16 protein-coding genes are annotated in these 17353 nt (G+C 54.8%); 10 read left to right on the top strand and 6 right to left on the bottom strand.

The features are described 5' to 3' along the window. Nucleotides 1-6: 6 nt before the first annotated feature. Nucleotides 7-1950, bottom strand: coding sequence for an excinuclease ABC subunit UvrC (gene uvrC, locus L991_RS14005; RefSeq protein ID WP_081986701.1), 1944 nt, complete (start codon nt 1948-1950; stop codon nt 7-9). Nucleotides 1951-2175: 225 nt separating this feature from the next. On the opposite strand from uvrC, the gene L991_RS14000 reads away from it, so the two are divergent. After that, complete coding sequence (locus L991_RS14000; RefSeq protein ID WP_047396759.1) at nt 2176-3531, top strand: sodium-dependent transporter; 1356 nt, start codon at nt 2176-2178, stop codon at nt 3529-3531. Between the two features lie 140 nt (nt 3532-3671). Here the strand turns inward: L991_RS14000 and L991_RS13995 are convergent, their stop codons facing one another. Both L991_RS13995 and L991_RS13990 read right to left on the bottom strand, forming a co-directional pair. After that, nucleotides 3672-4223 (bottom strand): hypothetical protein, encoded by a 552-nt coding sequence (locus L991_RS13995; RefSeq protein ID WP_156129090.1) that lies wholly within the window; start codon nt 4221-4223, stop codon nt 3672-3674. A gap of 93 nt (nt 4224-4316) precedes the next feature. After that, nucleotides 4317-4709, bottom strand: a complete 393-nt coding sequence (locus tag L991_RS13990; protein WP_047396629.1) for a YchJ family protein — start codon at nt 4707-4709, stop codon at nt 4317-4319. 57 nt (nt 4710-4766) lie between these two features. On the opposite strand from L991_RS13990, the gene L991_RS13985 reads away from it, so the two are divergent. The 4 genes from L991_RS13985 to L991_RS18070 all read left to right on the top strand — a co-directional run bounded on the left by L991_RS13985 (nt 4767) and on the right by L991_RS18070 (nt 7754). Next, nucleotides 4767-5435, top strand: a complete 669-nt coding sequence (locus L991_RS13985) for an HAD family phosphatase (RefSeq protein ID WP_197053903.1) — start codon at nt 4767-4769, stop codon at nt 5433-5435. A 132-nt stretch (nt 5436-5567) separates the two neighbouring features. Then, on the top strand, nt 5568-7040 hold the full coding sequence (locus tag L991_RS13980; RefSeq protein ID WP_047396624.1) for an inorganic phosphate transporter: 1473 nt from the start codon (nt 5568-5570) through the stop codon (nt 7038-7040). A gap of 121 nt (nt 7041-7161) precedes the next feature. Beyond that, nucleotides 7162-7500: a hypothetical protein gene (locus L991_RS13975; protein ID WP_047396621.1), complete on the top strand. Its 339-nt coding sequence runs from the start codon at nt 7162-7164 to the stop codon at nt 7498-7500. Between the two features lie 5 nt (nt 7501-7505). Next, complete coding sequence (locus L991_RS18070) at nt 7506-7754, top strand: DUF454 family protein (protein ID WP_052190910.1); 249 nt, start codon at nt 7506-7508, stop codon at nt 7752-7754. 234 nt (nt 7755-7988) lie between these two features. Here L991_RS18070 and L991_RS13965 read toward each other — a convergent pair whose 3' ends face one another. The 3 genes from L991_RS13965 to ppsA form a co-directional block, all read right to left on the bottom strand. Then, entirely contained in the window at nt 7989-8486 is a 498-nt protein-coding gene (locus L991_RS13965; protein ID WP_081986689.1) for an SMI1/KNR4 family protein, read from the bottom strand. A 567-nt stretch (nt 8487-9053) separates the two neighbouring features. After that, nucleotides 9054-9383 (bottom strand): hypothetical protein, encoded by a 330-nt coding sequence (locus L991_RS13960; RefSeq protein ID WP_047396756.1) that lies wholly within the window; start codon nt 9381-9383, stop codon nt 9054-9056. A 1130-nt stretch (nt 9384-10513) separates the two neighbouring features. Continuing rightward, nucleotides 10514-12886, bottom strand: coding sequence for a phosphoenolpyruvate synthase (ppsA, locus tag L991_RS13955; RefSeq protein WP_047396619.1), 2373 nt, complete (start codon nt 12884-12886; stop codon nt 10514-10516). 169 nt (nt 12887-13055) lie between these two features. Here ppsA and L991_RS13950 point away from each other — a divergent pair, with 169 nt between their 5' ends. The 5 genes from L991_RS13950 (at nt 13056) to L991_RS13930 (ending at nt 17335) form a co-directional block, all read left to right on the top strand. Further along, nucleotides 13056-13874 (top strand): pyruvate, water dikinase regulatory protein, encoded by an 819-nt coding sequence (locus L991_RS13950; RefSeq protein ID WP_028450748.1) that lies wholly within the window; start codon nt 13056-13058, stop codon nt 13872-13874. 161 nt (nt 13875-14035) lie between these two features. Further along, nucleotides 14036-14779, top strand: a complete 744-nt coding sequence (gene minC / locus L991_RS13945) for a septum site-determining protein MinC (RefSeq protein WP_047396616.1) — start codon at nt 14036-14038, stop codon at nt 14777-14779. A gap of 38 nt (nt 14780-14817) precedes the next feature. Continuing rightward, nucleotides 14818-15627: a septum site-determining protein MinD gene (minD, locus tag L991_RS13940; RefSeq protein ID WP_028450750.1), complete on the top strand. Its 810-nt coding sequence runs from the start codon at nt 14818-14820 to the stop codon at nt 15625-15627. A 3-nt stretch (nt 15628-15630) separates the two neighbouring features. Continuing rightward, the gene (minE, locus tag L991_RS13935; RefSeq protein WP_028450751.1) at nt 15631-15894 is read left to right on the top strand and encodes a cell division topological specificity factor MinE; all 264 of its coding nucleotides are present in this window, start codon (nt 15631-15633) and stop codon (nt 15892-15894) included. Nucleotides 15895-16021: 127 nt separating this feature from the next. Next, nucleotides 16022-17335, top strand: coding sequence for a chloride channel protein (locus tag L991_RS13930; protein WP_047396614.1), 1314 nt, complete (start codon nt 16022-16024; stop codon nt 17333-17335). The last annotated feature ends 18 nt before the right edge of the window (nt 17336-17353 follow it).

The raw sequence follows: 17353 nt of genomic DNA, 5'->3' as shown, positions 1-17353 counted from the left end.
AGTCACCTATCCGCGCAATGCCGCATAAATCTTCTCCGCCAAGGCCTGATTAATCCCCTCCACCGCCGCCAGATCATCGACACTGGCCGCCTTCACGCCTTGCAACCCACCAAAGCGGGCCAGCAGTTTTTGTCGGCGTTTGGGGCCGATGCCTTCGATGTCTTCCAGCGTGCTGGCGATGCGCGCTTTGGCGCGACGGGCGCGGTGGCCGGTGATGGCGAAACGGTGTGACTCGTCACGGATTTGTTGTATCAGATGTAGCCCCGGGTGGTCGCGTTTGAGCTGCAAGGTTTTGCCCAGACGCGGGATAATCAGCTGCTCTAAGCCGGCTTTGCGGGTTTCGCCTTTGGCTACGCCAATCACCCATGGCTCGACAAGGCCAATTTCATCAAGGATGTCGAGCGCGACGCCCAGCTGGCCTTTGCCACCATCAATCAAAATCACGTCGGGCATTTTGCCCTCGCCGGCGGCGATTTTGCTGTAGCGGCGCTGCAGCACCTGGCGCATGGCGGCGTAATCGTCGCCTGGCGTGATCGGGGCAAATTCGCTATCGCCCTTGCCCGGCGAGACGGTGGTGGCGATGTTAAAGCGCCGATATTCCTTGGGCTGCATATCTTGCTGATCGTATACCACGCAGGAGGCCACGGTGAGCTCGCCCATGGTGTGCGAAATATCAAAACACTCGATGCGCTGGGTTTCTTCCGGCAGGCCCAGCGCTTCGACTAGCGCGGCCAGCCGGCCGGCTTGCGAGGCTTGCAACGATTTGCGCTGCAAAATGGCCAGCTGGGCATTTTTGGCCGCCATTTCCAGCCACACGCGGCGCTCGCCATTGGGGTTGCTATTAATCACCACCCGCCGCCCGCCTTTGCCGGCGCCCATTTGCTCAGAGAGCGAGGCGGCCAGCAGGCTGGCGCCATCGGGCTCGGGGCTGCAGAAAATCAGCGGCGGCACCGTGCGCTCGAGATAATGCTGGGCGATAAAGGCGCTAAGGGCCTCGGCGGGCGTGTATTCGTCGGCGTGACTCGGAAAGAGGTTTTTATCGCCCACATGCCGCCCGCCGCGCACCATGGCCAGATTCACACACAGCACACCGCCCTCTTCCACACAGGCCAAGATGTCGGCGTCGCCATCGCTGCTATTACTCGATACAAATTGCTTTTCTTGTACTTTGGCTAGCGCCTGAATCTGATCGCGCACCGCGGCGGCAGCTTCGAATTCCCAATTGGCCGCGAGCGTTTGCATGCGATCTTCCAGCTGTTGCAGCACTTCGTTTTCTTTGCCGGATAAAAACAGCATCGCGTTATTCACGTCGCGGCGGTAGGCCTCGGGCGAAATGGCATTCACACAGGGTGCGGAGCAGCGCTTAATCTGGTGCAGCAAACAGGCGCGCGAGCGGTTGCTAAATACCGAGTCTTCACAGGTGCGCAGCTGAAATACTTTTTGCAGCAGCTGGATGCTCTCTTTCACCACATAGCCATTCGGGAACGGCCCGAAATAGGTGTGGCGCTTATCCAGCGCGCCGCGATAGTAGGCCAAGCGCGGCGAGGCATGGCCGGTGAGCACCAGATACGGGTAGCTTTTATCGTCACGAAACAGAATGTTGTAGCGCGGCGACAGGGCTTTGATGAGGTTATTTTCCAACACCAGCGCTTCAGCTTCCGAGCGCACCACGGTGGTTTCCAGCGCGGCCACCTGATTGAGCATCAGGCGTATCCGCGGGCTATGATCGTTTTTGATGAAATAGGAGCCCACGCGCTTTTTGAGGCTAATGGCCTTCCCCACATACAGCACCGTGCCATCACTGGCCAGATAGCGGTACACACCGGGCAGATCGGGCAGATTTTTCACCTGCAGCAACAGCGCTGCGCGCGCCTCATCGCTAGGCTCGGCGGCCGCTTCGGCCGGCGCAGCATCAGGCAGCGCGGCAGCCGTATCGGCAGGCTGGGGCATGGTCGGTTCAGTGGCTTCGGGCACAGCAGTCATAGGTGGGCGCAGCAAAACGTAAGCAATGCACTATTGTACTGAAGTTACCGCGCCACACTGCGGCTGCGCCAGATCAAATCCACGGCATTTTGCCCGCCCGCCGGGCGGCAAAACGGGTTTTCCCGAATGGACAGCTTACAAGCCGGATTTGATGATGCACATACCGACCAAAACAAGCATAAGGGGCAGGCCATGAGCCAGAACCGTGATGGATTCACATCGACCTTTGGCGTACTCGTCGCCACACTGGGCTCAGCCGTCGGCTTGGGCAATATCTGGAAATTTCCATACCTCACCGGCACCAATGGCGGCGCGAGCTTTTTGGTGGTGTATCTGCTGGCCACCTTGCTGGTGGCGCTGCCGGTGATGATGACTGAAATCATGCTCGGCCGTGCTTCGCGCGCCAATGCAGTCACCGCGTTTGAAAAGCTGGCGCCCAAAAATCAGAAATTCTGGACCGTGATCGGCTATATGGGGCTGGTGTCGGCCATTTTGATTTTGGCGTTTTACACCGGCGTAGCAGGCTGGGTGTTTGCGTATATTTTTAAATCGCTGTCGGGCAGCATCCACAGCACCGACCCCGCCACCGCGAAAGCGGCGTTTGATGCCATGGTCTCTAACCCGATGCAGGCCCTGTTCTGGCAGTGGGTGGTCTTGGGCGGCGCGGGCGTAATTATTATGCTGGGCGTATCCAAGGGCATTGAAGCAGTAGCCAAAAAGCTGATGCCGCTGCTGTTTTTGCTGCTGGTTTTGCTCTGTATTCGCAGCCTGACCTTGCCCGGCGCAATGGCCGGGGTGGAATTCTTGTTTGCGCCGGACTTTAGCAAAATCACTGCGCCAGTGGTGCTCACCGCCGTAGGCTTGGCGTTTTTCAAGCTATCCATCGGCATGGGCACGATGCTGACCTACGGCAGCTATTTCCGCCAAGAGCAGAATATCCCCGCCACTGCGACGCGCGTGATGCTGGCCGATTTGTCGGTATCGATGTTGGCTGGCCTGGCGATTTTCCCGGCCGTATTTGCCTTTGGCTTTGAGCCATCGGCGGGCCCATCGCTAGTGTTTATGACGATTCCGGCCGTGTTTGCCAGCATGCCGCTGGGCAATGTGTTTATGGCGATCTTCTTTGTGTTGGCGGCGATTGCGGCCACCGGCGCGATTTTGTCGATCTTGGAAGTGCCGGTCGCGATGATGAGCGAGCGCTTTGGCTTTAGCCGCAAACTGGCCACGCTGATTTCAGTGGGCATTATTGGCCTGTTTGGCGTGCCGGCGATGCTGTCGTCGTCATTGACGGCCGATTGGAAACTCTTTGGCCTGAATGCGTTTGATCTGTTCGACTTTATTAGCTCGAATATCCTGTTGCCACTGGGCGGGATTTTGATCTGCTTGTTTGTGGGCTGGGTGTATGGCTTGCCGCAGCTGAAAAAACAGCTGAGCAACGAAGGCCAACTGAACAATGGCCTGCTGATCAACGCGGTGTTTGTGCTGGTGCGCTATGTAACGCCGATTATCATCACCGTGATTATGCTGCGCGGCTTGGGGCTGTTCTGATACCCGGATGGGTATTGATCTGTAGACACTGAAATGGATTAATTACAGAGCAATACCCTCGCTGCCATCCACAAATGAAAAACGGCCTACGGGCCGTTTTTTATTGTGCCGCCTTGGCTGGCGCCAAATTGGTCGACGACTTATTGGGTATCGTTGCCCCAAATCGTGGCTGAAGCACGCACCAACACCACGATCTGATCGCCCACCGCAGCTTTGTTCAGGTATTCCTGATTTTGCACCGGAATATCCACGATTTTGCCTTCCGGGTTTTTCGCCCGCACCACGCCATTGGTTTTATCGATGGCGATGATGTCGTTGTAAGTGGCGCGGGTTTTCAGCACCCCGGCGCCATTGGGCAGCACGTCTTCCGCTTCGCTGAGCTCGATACGGCGCACGCCAGCCGTGCCTTTGCTCAAGGAAATGGCCAGCGACTCACCCGCCGCCACCATTACTTTGTCGCCGACGGCGAGGTTTTCAAAACGGCTGATGCGGGGATCAACATTGCTGAAATTCAGCTGTTGTCCATCGGCCAGATTCAGTGTGACATTGCGATTGCGCAGATCAACGGCCGACACCGTAGCTTCGACGCGATTGCGCACGCCTTCGCTCAGCAGCAGTTCTTGCTCGGCGGCCACGGCCGCACCTTGCCACAACGCAGCCAACAGGCTCAGGGCCAGAATGGAAGTTTTCATCATGCTCACCTTGGATCAGTTGATATTATTTATCCGCTGATCAGAACGTCAGCGTTACTGCATCCTAACATGAGGCGTCAGAAGAAAAACACCTTATTCGGCAATATCACCATCCAGATAAAACCAGCGCCCTTCTTCGCGCACAAAACGGCTGTGCTCGGCCAGCTTGTAGGCGCGGCCACCGACTTTATAGCGGGCCAAAAACGATACCGTGCCATGGTCTCCATCGCTGGCCGCATGATGCACGGTGAGCCCCAGCCATTTCACTTTGGGCTCTTCCTGCAAATCCAGGCGCTCGGGCCGGGTGCTGGCATGCCAGCTGGCCAGTAGATAATCTTCTAGCCCCATGACATAAGCGCTATAGCGCGAGCGCATTAAGGTTTCGGGAGATGGCGGCACTGCGCCAGCATGATAGGGAGCGCAACATTGATTGTAGCTGGGCCCACCACACGGGCAGCTCGCAGCAGGGGCAGAAGAAGTGGCCATACGGGCGGTAGATTAGGTAGACTTTGCTATTGTTTTCGATATTTGATGATTGCGCAAATGAAACACCCCCAGATTGTGGCGGCCATTTTTGATATGGATGGTCTTTTGCTGGATTCCGAGCGGATGGCCCTGAGCTGCTGGCATGACGCCGCCCGCGAGCTTGGGCATGAGATTGATCCGGCCGTACCGCTGGGCATGGTGGGCATGCATTCATCCAAAACCCTCGCCTATCTGCGCGAGCAGCTGGGGGGTGGTTTCCCATGTGAGCGCTTGCGCGAGCGCACGCACGAAATCTATCTCACGCGCAGCGAAGCCGGCATTGCCCTACGCCCGGGTGTGTTGGCGCTATTTGACTGGCTGGAAAGGCACGACATTCGCAAAGCAGTGGCTACCTCAACGCGCCGCAGCATTGCCGAGCATCATCTGCATAAAGCGCAGCTGTGGCACCGGATTGAATTTGCCGTCTGTGGCGATGAAGTCAGCCAGCCTAAACCCGCCCCGGAGATCTACCAGAAAGCCATCGCCCAGCTGGGTGTGAGCGCGGCGCAATGCGTGGTGTTTGAAGATTCCAACTTCGGCGTGCAAGCCGGGCATAGTGCCGGTTGTCGGGTGATCATGGTGCCAGACTTACGTGATCCACTAGAACATGTGAAAGCCCTTGGCATCGAAATCGTCTCCTCATTAGATGCAGCGCAAACTTTATTGAATTCTGAAATAAAAGCTTAAAACTCAAGGTAGAATACGCGCCATCGGGCGTCTGCCCACCACCATGTGCTGTATGCGTCACCCGCGCGGCTTGCGATTGGCTTGGCCTAATGCAAACCGTGGGGGACGCTTTATCTTTTTTATGAGTCACTTATGTTAGACATCTTCTCGGGCATGCCCTTCGGGGCCGCCGCCATGCTCGCTCTTGCCCTGTTTTTTGTGTTGGCCTACGAGTTTATCAACGGCTTTCACGATACCGCCAATGCCGTCGCCACCGTAATCTACACCAAAGCCATGCCCGCCCATCTGGCGGTGATCGGCTCGGGTATTTTCAACTTTCTGGGTGTGATGCTGGGTGGCTTGGGCGTGGCCTATGCCATCGTGCATTTGCTGCCGGTGGATCTGCTCTTGAATGTGGGCGTGGGTCATGGCCTGTATATGGTGTATGCCCTGCTGGCAGCGGCCATTATCTGGAATCTGGGCACCTGGTATTTCGGTATTCCGGCGTCTAGCTCGCACACGCTGATCGGCTCGATCATGGGCGTGGGCATCGCCAATGCGCTGATGAATAATCAATACTGGCTCTCGGGCATCAATACCAAAAAAGCCATTGATATCATGCTCTCGCTGCTAATTTCGCCCACCATCGGCTTTGTGATGGCGGCGATCTTGCTGTTGGCCTTGAAAAAATGGCGCAGCCAGTCGCGCATGCACATGACGCCCGAAGAGCGCAAAACTACCGATGGCAAAAAACACCCCCCATTCTGGACCCGCGCCACGCTGATCGCTTCGGCCATGGGCATGAGCTTTGCGCATGGCTCCAATGATGGCCAGAAAGGCATCGGTCTGCTGATGCTGGTATTGATTGGCCTGGCGCCGGCCAAATTTGCGCTGGATATGGATAGCACCACCTATCAAATCGAGCGCACTGTGGATGCCGCCCAGCATATGCAATCGTTCTACGAGAGCAATCGTGAACGCCTGAATGGCAAAATCGACCTCACCCATTCCGCCGAGCACCCGCTGCCAACGCTGTTTAAATGTGAATCGAAAACCACCCTGCCCGCCATCAGCAGCCTGCTGAGTACGCTGCAAGGGGTGAAATCGTATAACGATCTGAGTGGCGAAGACCGCCGCAAAGTCCGCCGCATCCTGCTGTGCCTGGATGACACCGCCAAGAAGGCCAGCAAGCTGGATATCCTGAGCAAACAGGAAAAAGCCGATCTGGATAAACTGCGCAAAGATCTGAACGCCACCACCGAATATGCCCCGCAATGGGTGATCGTGGCCGTGGCGCTGGCGCTGGGCTTGGGCACCATGGTGGGCTGGAAGCGCATCGTGCTCACCGTGGGTGAAAAAATCGGCAACAAGGGCATGACCTACGCCCAAGGCAATGCCGCCCAGCTCACCGCCGCCAGCGCGATCGGGATCGCTAGCTGGACAGGAATGCCGGTTTCCACCACGCACATCCTGTCATCCGCTGTAGCCGGCACCATGGTTGCCAATAAGAGCGGCCTGCAAGGCGGCACGGTGAAGTCGATTCTGATGGCGTGGGTGCTGACCCTGCCAGTGACGATGTTGCTGTCGGGTGGCCTGTTCTGGCTGGCAAGCGTATTGTTCGCCTAAGCGCCACTGGCCGCGACGGCGGCAAGTAAGTAAGCCCAACCCCACGCCCGCGCGTGGGGTTTTTTAATGCCGCGCGCACCACGACGCAGTACAATGCAGCCCACTTTGCCGAGCCTCAACCATGATTGCCCTCACCCTACCCACCAGCCAACCCGACTTAGCCAGCTGGCACGCCTTTCTGCTCAGCCAGTGGGCGCAGCTCACCCCCGCGCTGGATTGCGAAGTGAGCGAATTTGATACCCATGCGCAGTATACGTTCAGCGAGCTTGATAAAATTGAGCTAGACGGCGATACCCTGCTCATTCACTACCGCACCCATTACCATGTTTACCACCCCTGCCGCGGTATGGATCTGCACGACTTTTGTTCCCGCTTTGTACGCGGGCAACTGATCGGCAATCGCCTGCAACTGGCCATCTACCAAGCGCCAGAAGAACGCTCGACGGCTGATGAGCTGTAAGCACCATGCAGTGCTACGCAAAACCCTTGCTCATTCTCGCCGGCCTGCTTGCGCTATTGCTTGCAGTGCTTGGCGTCGTACTGCCGGGTTTGCCCCCCCCTTTTCTACTGCTCGCCACCGCCTGCTTTGCCAAAAGCTCACCAAGGCTACAACTCGGCAATCGCCTGTTTGGCCCCATGATTACCGATTGGAAGCAACACCCCGCGATCTCAAGGCGCGTCAAATGCATCATCATTGGCTGCTGGGAAGCCTGATTGTGGTGGAGATTATTGTTGGAACGTGCGTCTGGCGGATATTAACGCGGCGTTAGTGTTTGTTGATTGTTGTAGGGGTTGAGGTGCACTGTGTTGCGAGCTTTGCTCGATGGGTAGCTATCGACCCAAAGCGGAAGTTGCATTTGTAGGTTGGCGCTTAGCTTGCGAAGCCTAACGTGCGAACGTTGGGCTGATTTTATTTAGCCCAACCTACCGTGCTGGTTTGCAAGCGAATCACTCCCAACTACTCCCAGCATACTTGGCGGCACTATTCATATCTAATCGGGCTATAAAAATCACCTTGCCGGCTGCCATATCAGTAACGAAGTCATACAAGCTAGATGCCAAACTCCTTTCTATTCCCGGCCCAATAGCCAAGATTCTTGTATCCGGCGACACTGCTGCGTCAAAGCAAAAATATACGCCTGTTCCATCATCCGAAAATGGAACCAAAGTACTTTTATTTTCTCCGAGCAACCCAAACTTTCTCAGTTGTTGGGTTACATGCGTAACGGATTGCCATAATGGGGGGGAATTTTTCTCTGGTTCAGGTAACCCATAAATTTCCATTATATCAAAGCACGCAGCTCCAAACTCATTCAGGAATTCCTTGTATTCTTTTGGAAACTTAACTTCAAGTACCTCTTCGGCGTGAGCGATTGTTTCGAAACTAACTGGCCCTGACACTTCGCCAAGTCGACAAAGTGATTCAAAATATACTTTCCTACTCATTCACACTGTCCTTATTTTTCATGTGAGTTCGATGTGCATGTAGTTGTAGGCTGACCGCTTTTGGCCGACTGCCGTCAGTTAGCTACACAACAGTAGCTTTAGTTCGAATAACATGAATTAACCCAAGCTTTTCATTAATAAGTGATGTCGTGCACCACACTGCTGAAAGCCCTTTTAACGCAACAGGTTCATTGATTTTTACAGACTCTATCAATTGATTTTTGTTATTTTGATCAAATTCTTGAATTTATATCTAATTTTTCTGCAAAACCAAGTATTGCACTTGTTTCAGATTGAGACTGAACTTGTGAAATATATGTGCCACCATCATATTCAAAAACAATAGTGAAAGTGTCCATCGTCATAGTTGTATTTACCCACTAAATGAGAGCCACTAACTTCTGTTATCAGTACGACTTTTGGCGTTCAGTCTGGCAGGAACAAAAGCAGTAGCACTTCCGCTTCTGGCCGACTGCTGCCAGTGGCCTACATCAGTCTCGAAATACGCCCGAAGTTGCAACCACAGGCAGCTCACGACCCATAGCGGAAGTAAGTCCATCTTCTAGTTTATTGCATTGCCCCAGCAACAATATCTGATTCATTTGGCCATTTTAGTAAGGGGCTGAAGTTGGTTTTCCATATGTCGATTTCAAACAAATCACCATTTTGGTCTAGATTAAGGGTAGCAGAAACCAAAACGCCATCAATGCCATTGAAAGAACACTCTGATATTTTTTCGCCAAAGGTACGTAAAGTATTGTTTTCTCCAATAAAGAGGCTACCCATTCCACCATCACTCATATTTGAAACGAGTAATTCATCGATATTGACTGATAAATTGGCTCTATTAAGCAAAAATTTTACGATTGGCTTCTCTGCTTCAAATAGTTTTCTCATGCAATGTTCTACTATTTTTCGTTTACTATTTAACTCAAAACACATTCTGCAAGTTTCTGCTCTTGGCCGACTACTGCCTGTTTTCGACCTAAAGCGGATATTCAGTTTGTTGAATCATGCATTTTAAAATGTCTTTTGAAGCAACCAGTTAAGTGAAGCTTGCGCAATAAAAAGACACATTTCCATCTTCTGCGTCTTCCACATAGAATTTTGCCCTATCAAGTCCATTGTTTAGCTCAGAGACTTGCAGCATACAAAATTGGTTTGCTCCGCCTCCGAAATTAGGGAGTTTCAGTTGGCTTACATCGTCAAATTGTAGCGTTACAGATTCTGAATAATCATCGATATTTTCGCACAAGGACAGAAGCAAATTTTATTTGCCATCTGTTAATACAAGACGAAATTCGCGAACTATTATGAATGTTGTCAAAGTTATCATGGAACAGCTCATTTACACTTATTCTCACGCCCGTTTTACTGAGTTATTTGTATAAAATCTACTGAAAAATTTGAAACAATGAAGTTATTCATTGAGGGAAACGATAGTTCCGCTTCTGGCCGATTGCAGCCAATATCTTTTCAACGATTGTAATGATTTTCAGTGCCTGCGGCACGATGTTTTTGGTGCACGTTCCGCCGCGCAGACAGGCAGGGAGCTTGGCTTCGCCAAAGCCCCTGCACCCCAAAGGTGACCCGAGGCGAAGTCGGCTCCGCCGTGCCCCCAATCGTCGCGAGCCTAGCTCTCGCTCCTCGCTCGGCCTTCGCTTTAACGGGAATTCAAGCCCCAAATCAACTATCGCGGCATATACGTGCCATGGTGTTACGCTAGAGGCTATTCATTCTCTAAATCAGCCAGATATACCCGTAGGTTGAGCTTCGCCTTAGGTGCACTTCCTGTAACCGATCTAATGTGTATGCGTGGCCGGCTAAAGCCGACCCTACAATTGAAGCCAATTAGGGCGAAATGCCCGTTTGAGACGCGCCGTTTAAAAAATGGCGGTCAGGTTTATCGCCTGCGCCAACCGGCTGCTCAAGCTCGATAAAAAGCCCGTCACAAGGACGGGCTTTTTATCTTGCCATGGGTATATTTTGCCAGGTAAAGCTAAATAAAACCCACAGGGCTATACCCCTCAGGCTTTGCCACCTTTAGCCAAGAAAAGCCAGGTTTCCACCACGGTATCGGGATTGAGCGAAATCGTCTCGATCCCCTCTTCCACCAGCCACTGCGCAAAATCAGGGTGATCCGATGGGCCTTGGCCACAGATGCCGACGTATTTGTTCAGTTTACGGCAGGCTTTGATCGACATGCTGAGCATAGCTTTCACCGCTTCGTTGCGCTCGTCAAAGCTGGCGGATACCGGTCCGCCGGAGTCACGATCAATGCCGAGCGTGAGCTGGGTCATGTCGTTCGAGCCGATCGAGAAGCCGTCGAAATACTGCAAGAATTGCTCGGCCAGCACAGCGTTGGCTGGGATTTCGCACATCATAATGATACGCAGGCCATTTTCGCCGCGCTTGAGGCCATTGCGCGCCAACAGATCGATGACACATTCGGCTTCCTTCAGCGTGCGCACAAACGGAATCATCACTTCCACATTGGTCAGGCCCATTACATCGCGCACTTTTTTCACTGCACGGCATTCGAGCTCGAAGCAATCACGGAATGATTTATCTACATAGCGTGCGGCGCCACGGAAACCAATCATGGGGTTTTCTTCATGCGGCTCGTATTCCGGGCCACCGAGCAAGTTGGCGTATTCGTTGGATTTGAAATCCGACAGCCGCACGATGACTTTTTTCGGGTAGAACGCCGCGCCCAGCGTAGCAATGCCCTCGGCAATTTTATCGATATAAAAATCGATGGCCGAGCGATAGCCGGCGATGCGTTCTTCCACTTGGGTTTTCAATGGCTCAGCCAGATTCGGGTAGGCCAGCAGGGCTTTGGGGTGAATGCCGATCATGCGGTTGATGATGAATTCCAGCCGCGCCAGCCCCACGCCTTCGTTCGGTAGCTGGGCAAAATCGAAAGCAAGCTCCGGGTTGCCGACGTTCATCATCAATTTCACCGGTGCTTGCGGCATGGTGGCCAGCGAAACATCCAGTTTTTCAAATTTCAGCAAGCCTGCATACACATTGCCGGTATCGCCTTCGGCGCACGAGACAGTTACTTCGTCGCCTTCGCGCAGGGCTTTGGTGGCATCGCCACAGCCCACTACGGCTGGAATACCCAGCTCGCGGGCGATAATCGCGGCGTGACAGGTACGGCCACCGCGGTTGGTCACAATCGCAGCCGCGCGCTTCATGACGGGTTCCCAATCCGGGTCGGTCATATCGGAGACCAGCACATCACCGGCTTGCACGCGATCCATTTCCGATACATCACGGATAATGCGCACGCGGCCTTGACCAATCTTCTGGCCAATGGCGCGGCCTTCGGTCAGCACTTCGCCAGTTTCCAGCATGCGGAATTTGGTGAGTTTTTCTGAGCCGCTTTCTTGCGATTTGACGGTTTCTGGGCGGGCTTGCAGGATATACAGCTTGCCATCGATGCCATCACGGCCCCATTCCACATCCATTGGGCGGCCATAGTGTTCTTCGATGATTAGCGCGTATTGTGCCAATTCCTGGACTTCTTCATCCGAAATGGAGAACTGGCGGCGATCGGCCAGCGGCACATCCACGGTGCGCACCGATTTACCGGCTTTGGATTCGGTATCGAATTCCATCTTGATGGCTTTGCCACCCAGATGGCGGCGCACAATCGCTGGGCGGCCAGCGCGCAGCGTGGGTTTGTGTACGAAAAATTCATCCGGATTCACCGCGCCCTGCACCACAGTTTCGCCCAAGCCATACGAGGCGGTCACAAACACCACCTGATCAAAGCCCGACTCGGTATCAATGGTGAACAACACGCCCGCCGCGCCTTTGTCCGAGCGTACCATGCGCTGAATCCCGGCCGAGAGGGCCACGATTTTGTGATCAAAACCTTTGTGCACGCGATAGGCAATGGCGCGGTCGTTATACAGCGACGCAAATACCTGCTTCATCGCATCCACCACGTTTTGGTAGCCGACGATATTCAGGAAAGTTTCTTGCTGACCGGCAAACGAGGCATCAGGCAAGTCTTCAGCCGTGGCGGATGAGCGCACCGCGACAGTGACGTTGTCGCCGAGCTTGGCGTAGTGTTCGGCCATTTCGGCTTCCAGCTGCGGTGGCAAGGGCGTAGCCATAATCCAGTCGCGGATTTGCTTGCCGGTTTCGGCCAAGGCTTTGACGTCATCAACATCCAGCGTGGCCAGCGCCGCATCAATGCGATCAGCCAGCCCTTCGTGGGCCAGAAAGGTGCGATACGCTTCAGCCGTAGTAGCAAAACCGCCAGGAACGCGCACGCCCTTTTCGGTCAGCTGCGAGATCATCTCGCCCAGCGAGGCGTTTTTGCCGCCTACTTGTTCGACATCGCTCATCCGCAGATGTGCAAAATCCACTACGTACTGTTCAGTCATCGTATCGACCCCTTCGTGAGGAAGTTGTTTATTGGTGTGCGTCTTTGTTGCAGCGCAACTTAATGGAGAATAAGTTAAACATAGTTTTTTTTTGACCAAAGTAAGTAATTGTATCTACTGGTTTTCCCCTGATCGTCAGTTTATCCTAGGGAAAAAGGAAGAATATCTTATGCGTCGCACCGCTTTTTTTGTCTCTGGCCGCACCGGGATCACCGTAGAAATCTTGGGCCATTCGCTGCTGTCGCAGTTTGTGGACGTGACCTTTAACCGGATTGTGTTGCCGTTTGTCGATACACTGGAAAAAGCCGAAGAAGTCGCGCTCAAAATCCGCAAACAGGCCCTGATTGATGGCTGCCGGCCGCTGGTATTCAGCACCATCGCCGATCCGAGCATTCGCGCCAAAATCCAGGTGCCCGACGCCCAATCCTTTGATTTTTTTGCCCAATTTATTGGCCCACTGGAAGACGAGCTGGGCGTGCAATCGTCGCACACCATCGGCCGCGCACATGAAATCAGCAATTTTGAGGAATATAACAACCGGATCAACGCGGTGAATTTCTCGCTCAATCACGATGATGGCGTAATGCCACGCGATTTGCAGGAGGCCGATTTGATCCTGGTCGGTGTCTCCCGCTCGGGTAAAACGCCCACCTGTTTGTATCTGGCTTTGCAATTCGGGATTAAGGCTGCCAACTATCCGCTGACCCCGGAAGATTTCGGCCAGCACACGCTGCCTAAACTTTTGTTACCGTATCGTAATAAATTGTTTGGCCTCACCATTGACCCCGAGCGCTTACGGCAAATCCGGCAAGAAAGAAAGCCGGAAAGCCGTTATTGTCAGCTCGAAACCTGCCAATTTGAAGTTGCCGAGGCCGAAGCACTGATGCGCCAAGCCAGCGTGCCGTTTCTGAATACCACGCGGATGTCGATCGAAGAATTGGCCACCACCATCATGCACCGCACCGGCCTCACTCGCCGCGCTTATTAAGCCTATCCAACGCAGTAAAACCACATGCCAGCGCCCCGCATGGCCAGATCTGACCGGCGGGGCGTTGTTTTCATTCGCTGACAGGGTTTTACAGCTTCCTAGCGCGAGGTTGAAACGGTAAACTGCAGGGTTTAATTCCCACCCTTGTCTTTGTGACGCTCATGACCAGTTTCGCCTACCCGGAATCGACGGCCAGCCTGTTTGAATTCAAAAGCTCTACCACCCGTTTGACGGCCTTTGTTCCGGTCACCACCGATTGCGATCAGCTGCAATCTGCCTTGCAAGCGCAATTGGGCGGCACCGATCATTTTCTGAGCGGCGAGCAGGTCGTGATCGATTTCAATAGCCTGCCGCAAATCCCCAGCGCGGTTGAAATTGTGGCCATGGTGAATTTGCTGCGGCAATTTGCCCTCGCGCCCATCGCCGTGCAGGGTGGCAATAAAGATCAGCAAGTTGCCGCGCGAGAAGCCGGTCTCGTGGTGCTACTGGATACCGAGCTCACCAGCACCAGCCAACCCGCGCAACATACCCCCCCAGCGCATCAGCCGGAAATCATTGCCCCACAAGGCGCTACGATCATTACCCGCCCGGTGCGTACAGGGCAGCAGGTGTACGCCAAGGGCGGTGATCTGATTGTGCTGGCGCTAGTCTCCAACGGCGCCGAAGTCATCGCCGATGGCAATATCCATGTCTATGCCCCACTGCGGGGACGGGCGCTGGCGGGCGCACGTGGCAATACCGAAGCGCGCATTTTCACTACCTGCATGGAAGCCGAGCTGGTTTCGATTGCCGGGGTGTATCGCGCGCTGGATGAAAACCTGCCCGATGCCATACGCGGCAAACCGAGCCAAATTCTGCTCGATGAAAACAAAATCGTCATCGAAGCTTTAACCAACTTGAACTAAGCGCGAGCTTTCCAACATTTCAACATCAGGGGATCACCGTGACCAAAATCGTCGTAGTAACTTCAGGCAAAGGCGGCGTGGGTAAAACCACCACCAGCGCCAGCTTCGCATCCGGCCTTGCGCTGCGCGGCTTTAAAACCGCTGTGATCGACTTTGACGTGGGCCTGCGTAATCTCGACCTGATCATGGGTTGCGAGCGCCGCGTGGTCTACGATTTCGTCAACGTCATCCAAGGTGAAGCTACGCTGCGCCAGGCGCTGATCAAAGATAAAAACTGCGACAATCTGTTTGTACTGCCCGCCTCGCAAACGCGCGATAAAGATGCGCTCTCGAAAGAAGGCGTTGAGCGGGTGCTGAACGAGCTTAAACACGACGGCTTTGATTACATCGTGTGCGATAGCCCTGCCGGTATCGAAACCGGCGCGTTTCTGGCGCTGTATTTCGCCGATGAAGCGATTGTGGTGACTAATCCAGAAGTCTCATCTGTGCGCGACTCAGACCGCATTATCGGCATTCTGGATGCCAAATCACGCAAAGCCGAAGAAGGTGCCACGGTAAAAACCCACCTGCTGATCACCCGCTACAGCCCATCGCGCGTGGAATCGGGCGAAATGCTGTCGCTGGATGATGTGCAACATCTGCTGCGCATTCCGCTGATCGGGATTATTCCGGAATCTGAAACCGTACTGCAGGCCTCGAATGCCGGTACGCCAGCGATTCATAATGCCGGCACTGATGTATCGGAAGCCTACAAAGACGTGATCGGCCGCTTCCTGGGCGAAGAAAAACCGATGCGCTTTATCGAAGTACCAAAACAGCCGTTCTGGAAACGGTTGTTTGGAGGTTAAGCGATGTCGATCCTGAGTTATTTCTTTGGCGAAAAGAAAAAAACCGCCTCGGTCGCACGTGAGCGCCTGCAGATTATTCTGGCGCATGAGCGCAGTGGCCGCGAAGCACCTAATTACCTGCCACAGCTGCAAAAAGAGCTGGTGGAAGTGATTTCCAAATATGTGGCCATTGATCCGGCCGATATTAAAGTGCAGCTCGATAAAAAAGACGATTTCGAAGTACTGGAAGTCAATATCGTGCTGCCGGAAACGCGCCGCCCAAGCTAATCCGCAAGGCCCCACTCCGGGGCCTTTTTGCTGCGCGCCGTGCGGCTATCACGCGGTATGGTATTAGGTACTGGACTTCCCTCTAGCTACCGCGCATGCTCATTACTTCACCATCGCCCCTATGCCCATGTCTGTACCTCGCCTTCTGCGCCATTACTGGCTGCGCCTCAGTCATACCGTACAGCAAGCCTCGACCAGTAGCCGCCAAACCGCGCTGCTGTGGCTGGGTGCAGCGCTGGTGGGCCTGGTGGCGGTTTTGCTGGCCAAGGCGGCCGAATATGCTTTTGGGCTCTTTAGCTGGGCACAAGGGCAATGGCGCTTTGCGCCGCTCTTGCTGGTGCCCGCTGGCGGCGTGGCCGCGCTGTGGCTGATGCGCCGGCTGGGCGAAGGCGCGCAAGGCAGCGGCATTCCGCAAACCAAAGCCGCGCTGGAAACCACCCACGCACCGGCGCGGACATCGCAGCTGTTATCGTTGCGCATCGCGCTGGCCAAATTCATCGGCATTGTAGCTGGCCTGGCCAGCGGCTTTGTGCTGGGTCGCGAAGGCCCCACCGTACAAATTGGCGCTAGCCTCATGCACAGCCTGCATGGCTTTGCCCGCATCGATACGCCGCTGTTCCGCCGCCAGCTCATTTTGGCCGGCGGTGCCGCCGGGATTGCCGCCGCGTTTAATACCCCGCTAGCCGGGATTGTGTTTGCCTTTGAAGAGCTGGCCCGCTCGGTCGAGGAACAAACCTCGGGCAAATTGCTCGGCGCGGTGATTATCGCCGGGGTGGTGTCGCTGGCCTTACTCGGTGATTATGTGTATTTCGGCCGCATTCATGTGCCGGGCTTTTCGGCCGCGATGTTGCTGCCGATTGTACTCATCGGCGGGGTGGCGGGCTTGGTGGGCGGGATCTTTAGCTGGACCTGTATCCATGCCCAGCGCTGGCTACCCGCCAGCGTGCAGCAATGGCGCACGCAAGCGCCGTATCGCTTTGTGGCGCTGTGCGGGCTACTGATAGCGCTCTTGGGTTTGTTGGCACCGATTCATGGCAGCGGCGCCGAAATTACCAGCGCCGCCATCAATCAGGGTAGCGCCCTGCCGTGGTATTTCACTCCGCTGAAATGGGCGGGCATGGTGCTCACTTTCCTGACCGGCCTGCCCGGCGGGATTTTTGCGCCCTCGCTCTCACTCGGTGCCGGGGTGGGCAGCTGGTTTGCCCCGCTATTTGCCACCACGCCCCCGGTCAAACTGATGGCGATTGGCATGGTGGGCCTACTGGCCGCAGTGACCCGGGCGCCGCTCACCGCCGCGGTCATCATGATGGAAATGACCGATGGGCACGATATGGTGATTTCCAGCCTGGCGGCCGCCATGCTGGCTAGCGCCGTGGCGCGGCAGTTTAAAGTGAATCTCTATCACGCACTGGCCGATCAGGCCCTGAGCCGCCTACGGTAAAAACCGGCTGTGGGGTGT

Source organism: Chitinibacter sp. ZOR0017 (assembly GCF_000799095.1).
GTDB lineage: Bacteria > Pseudomonadota > Gammaproteobacteria > Burkholderiales > Chitinibacteraceae > Chitinibacter > Chitinibacter tainanensis.
Note: the sequence above shows the minus strand (reverse complement) of the source record. Positions and strands in the feature narration are given on the sequence as shown.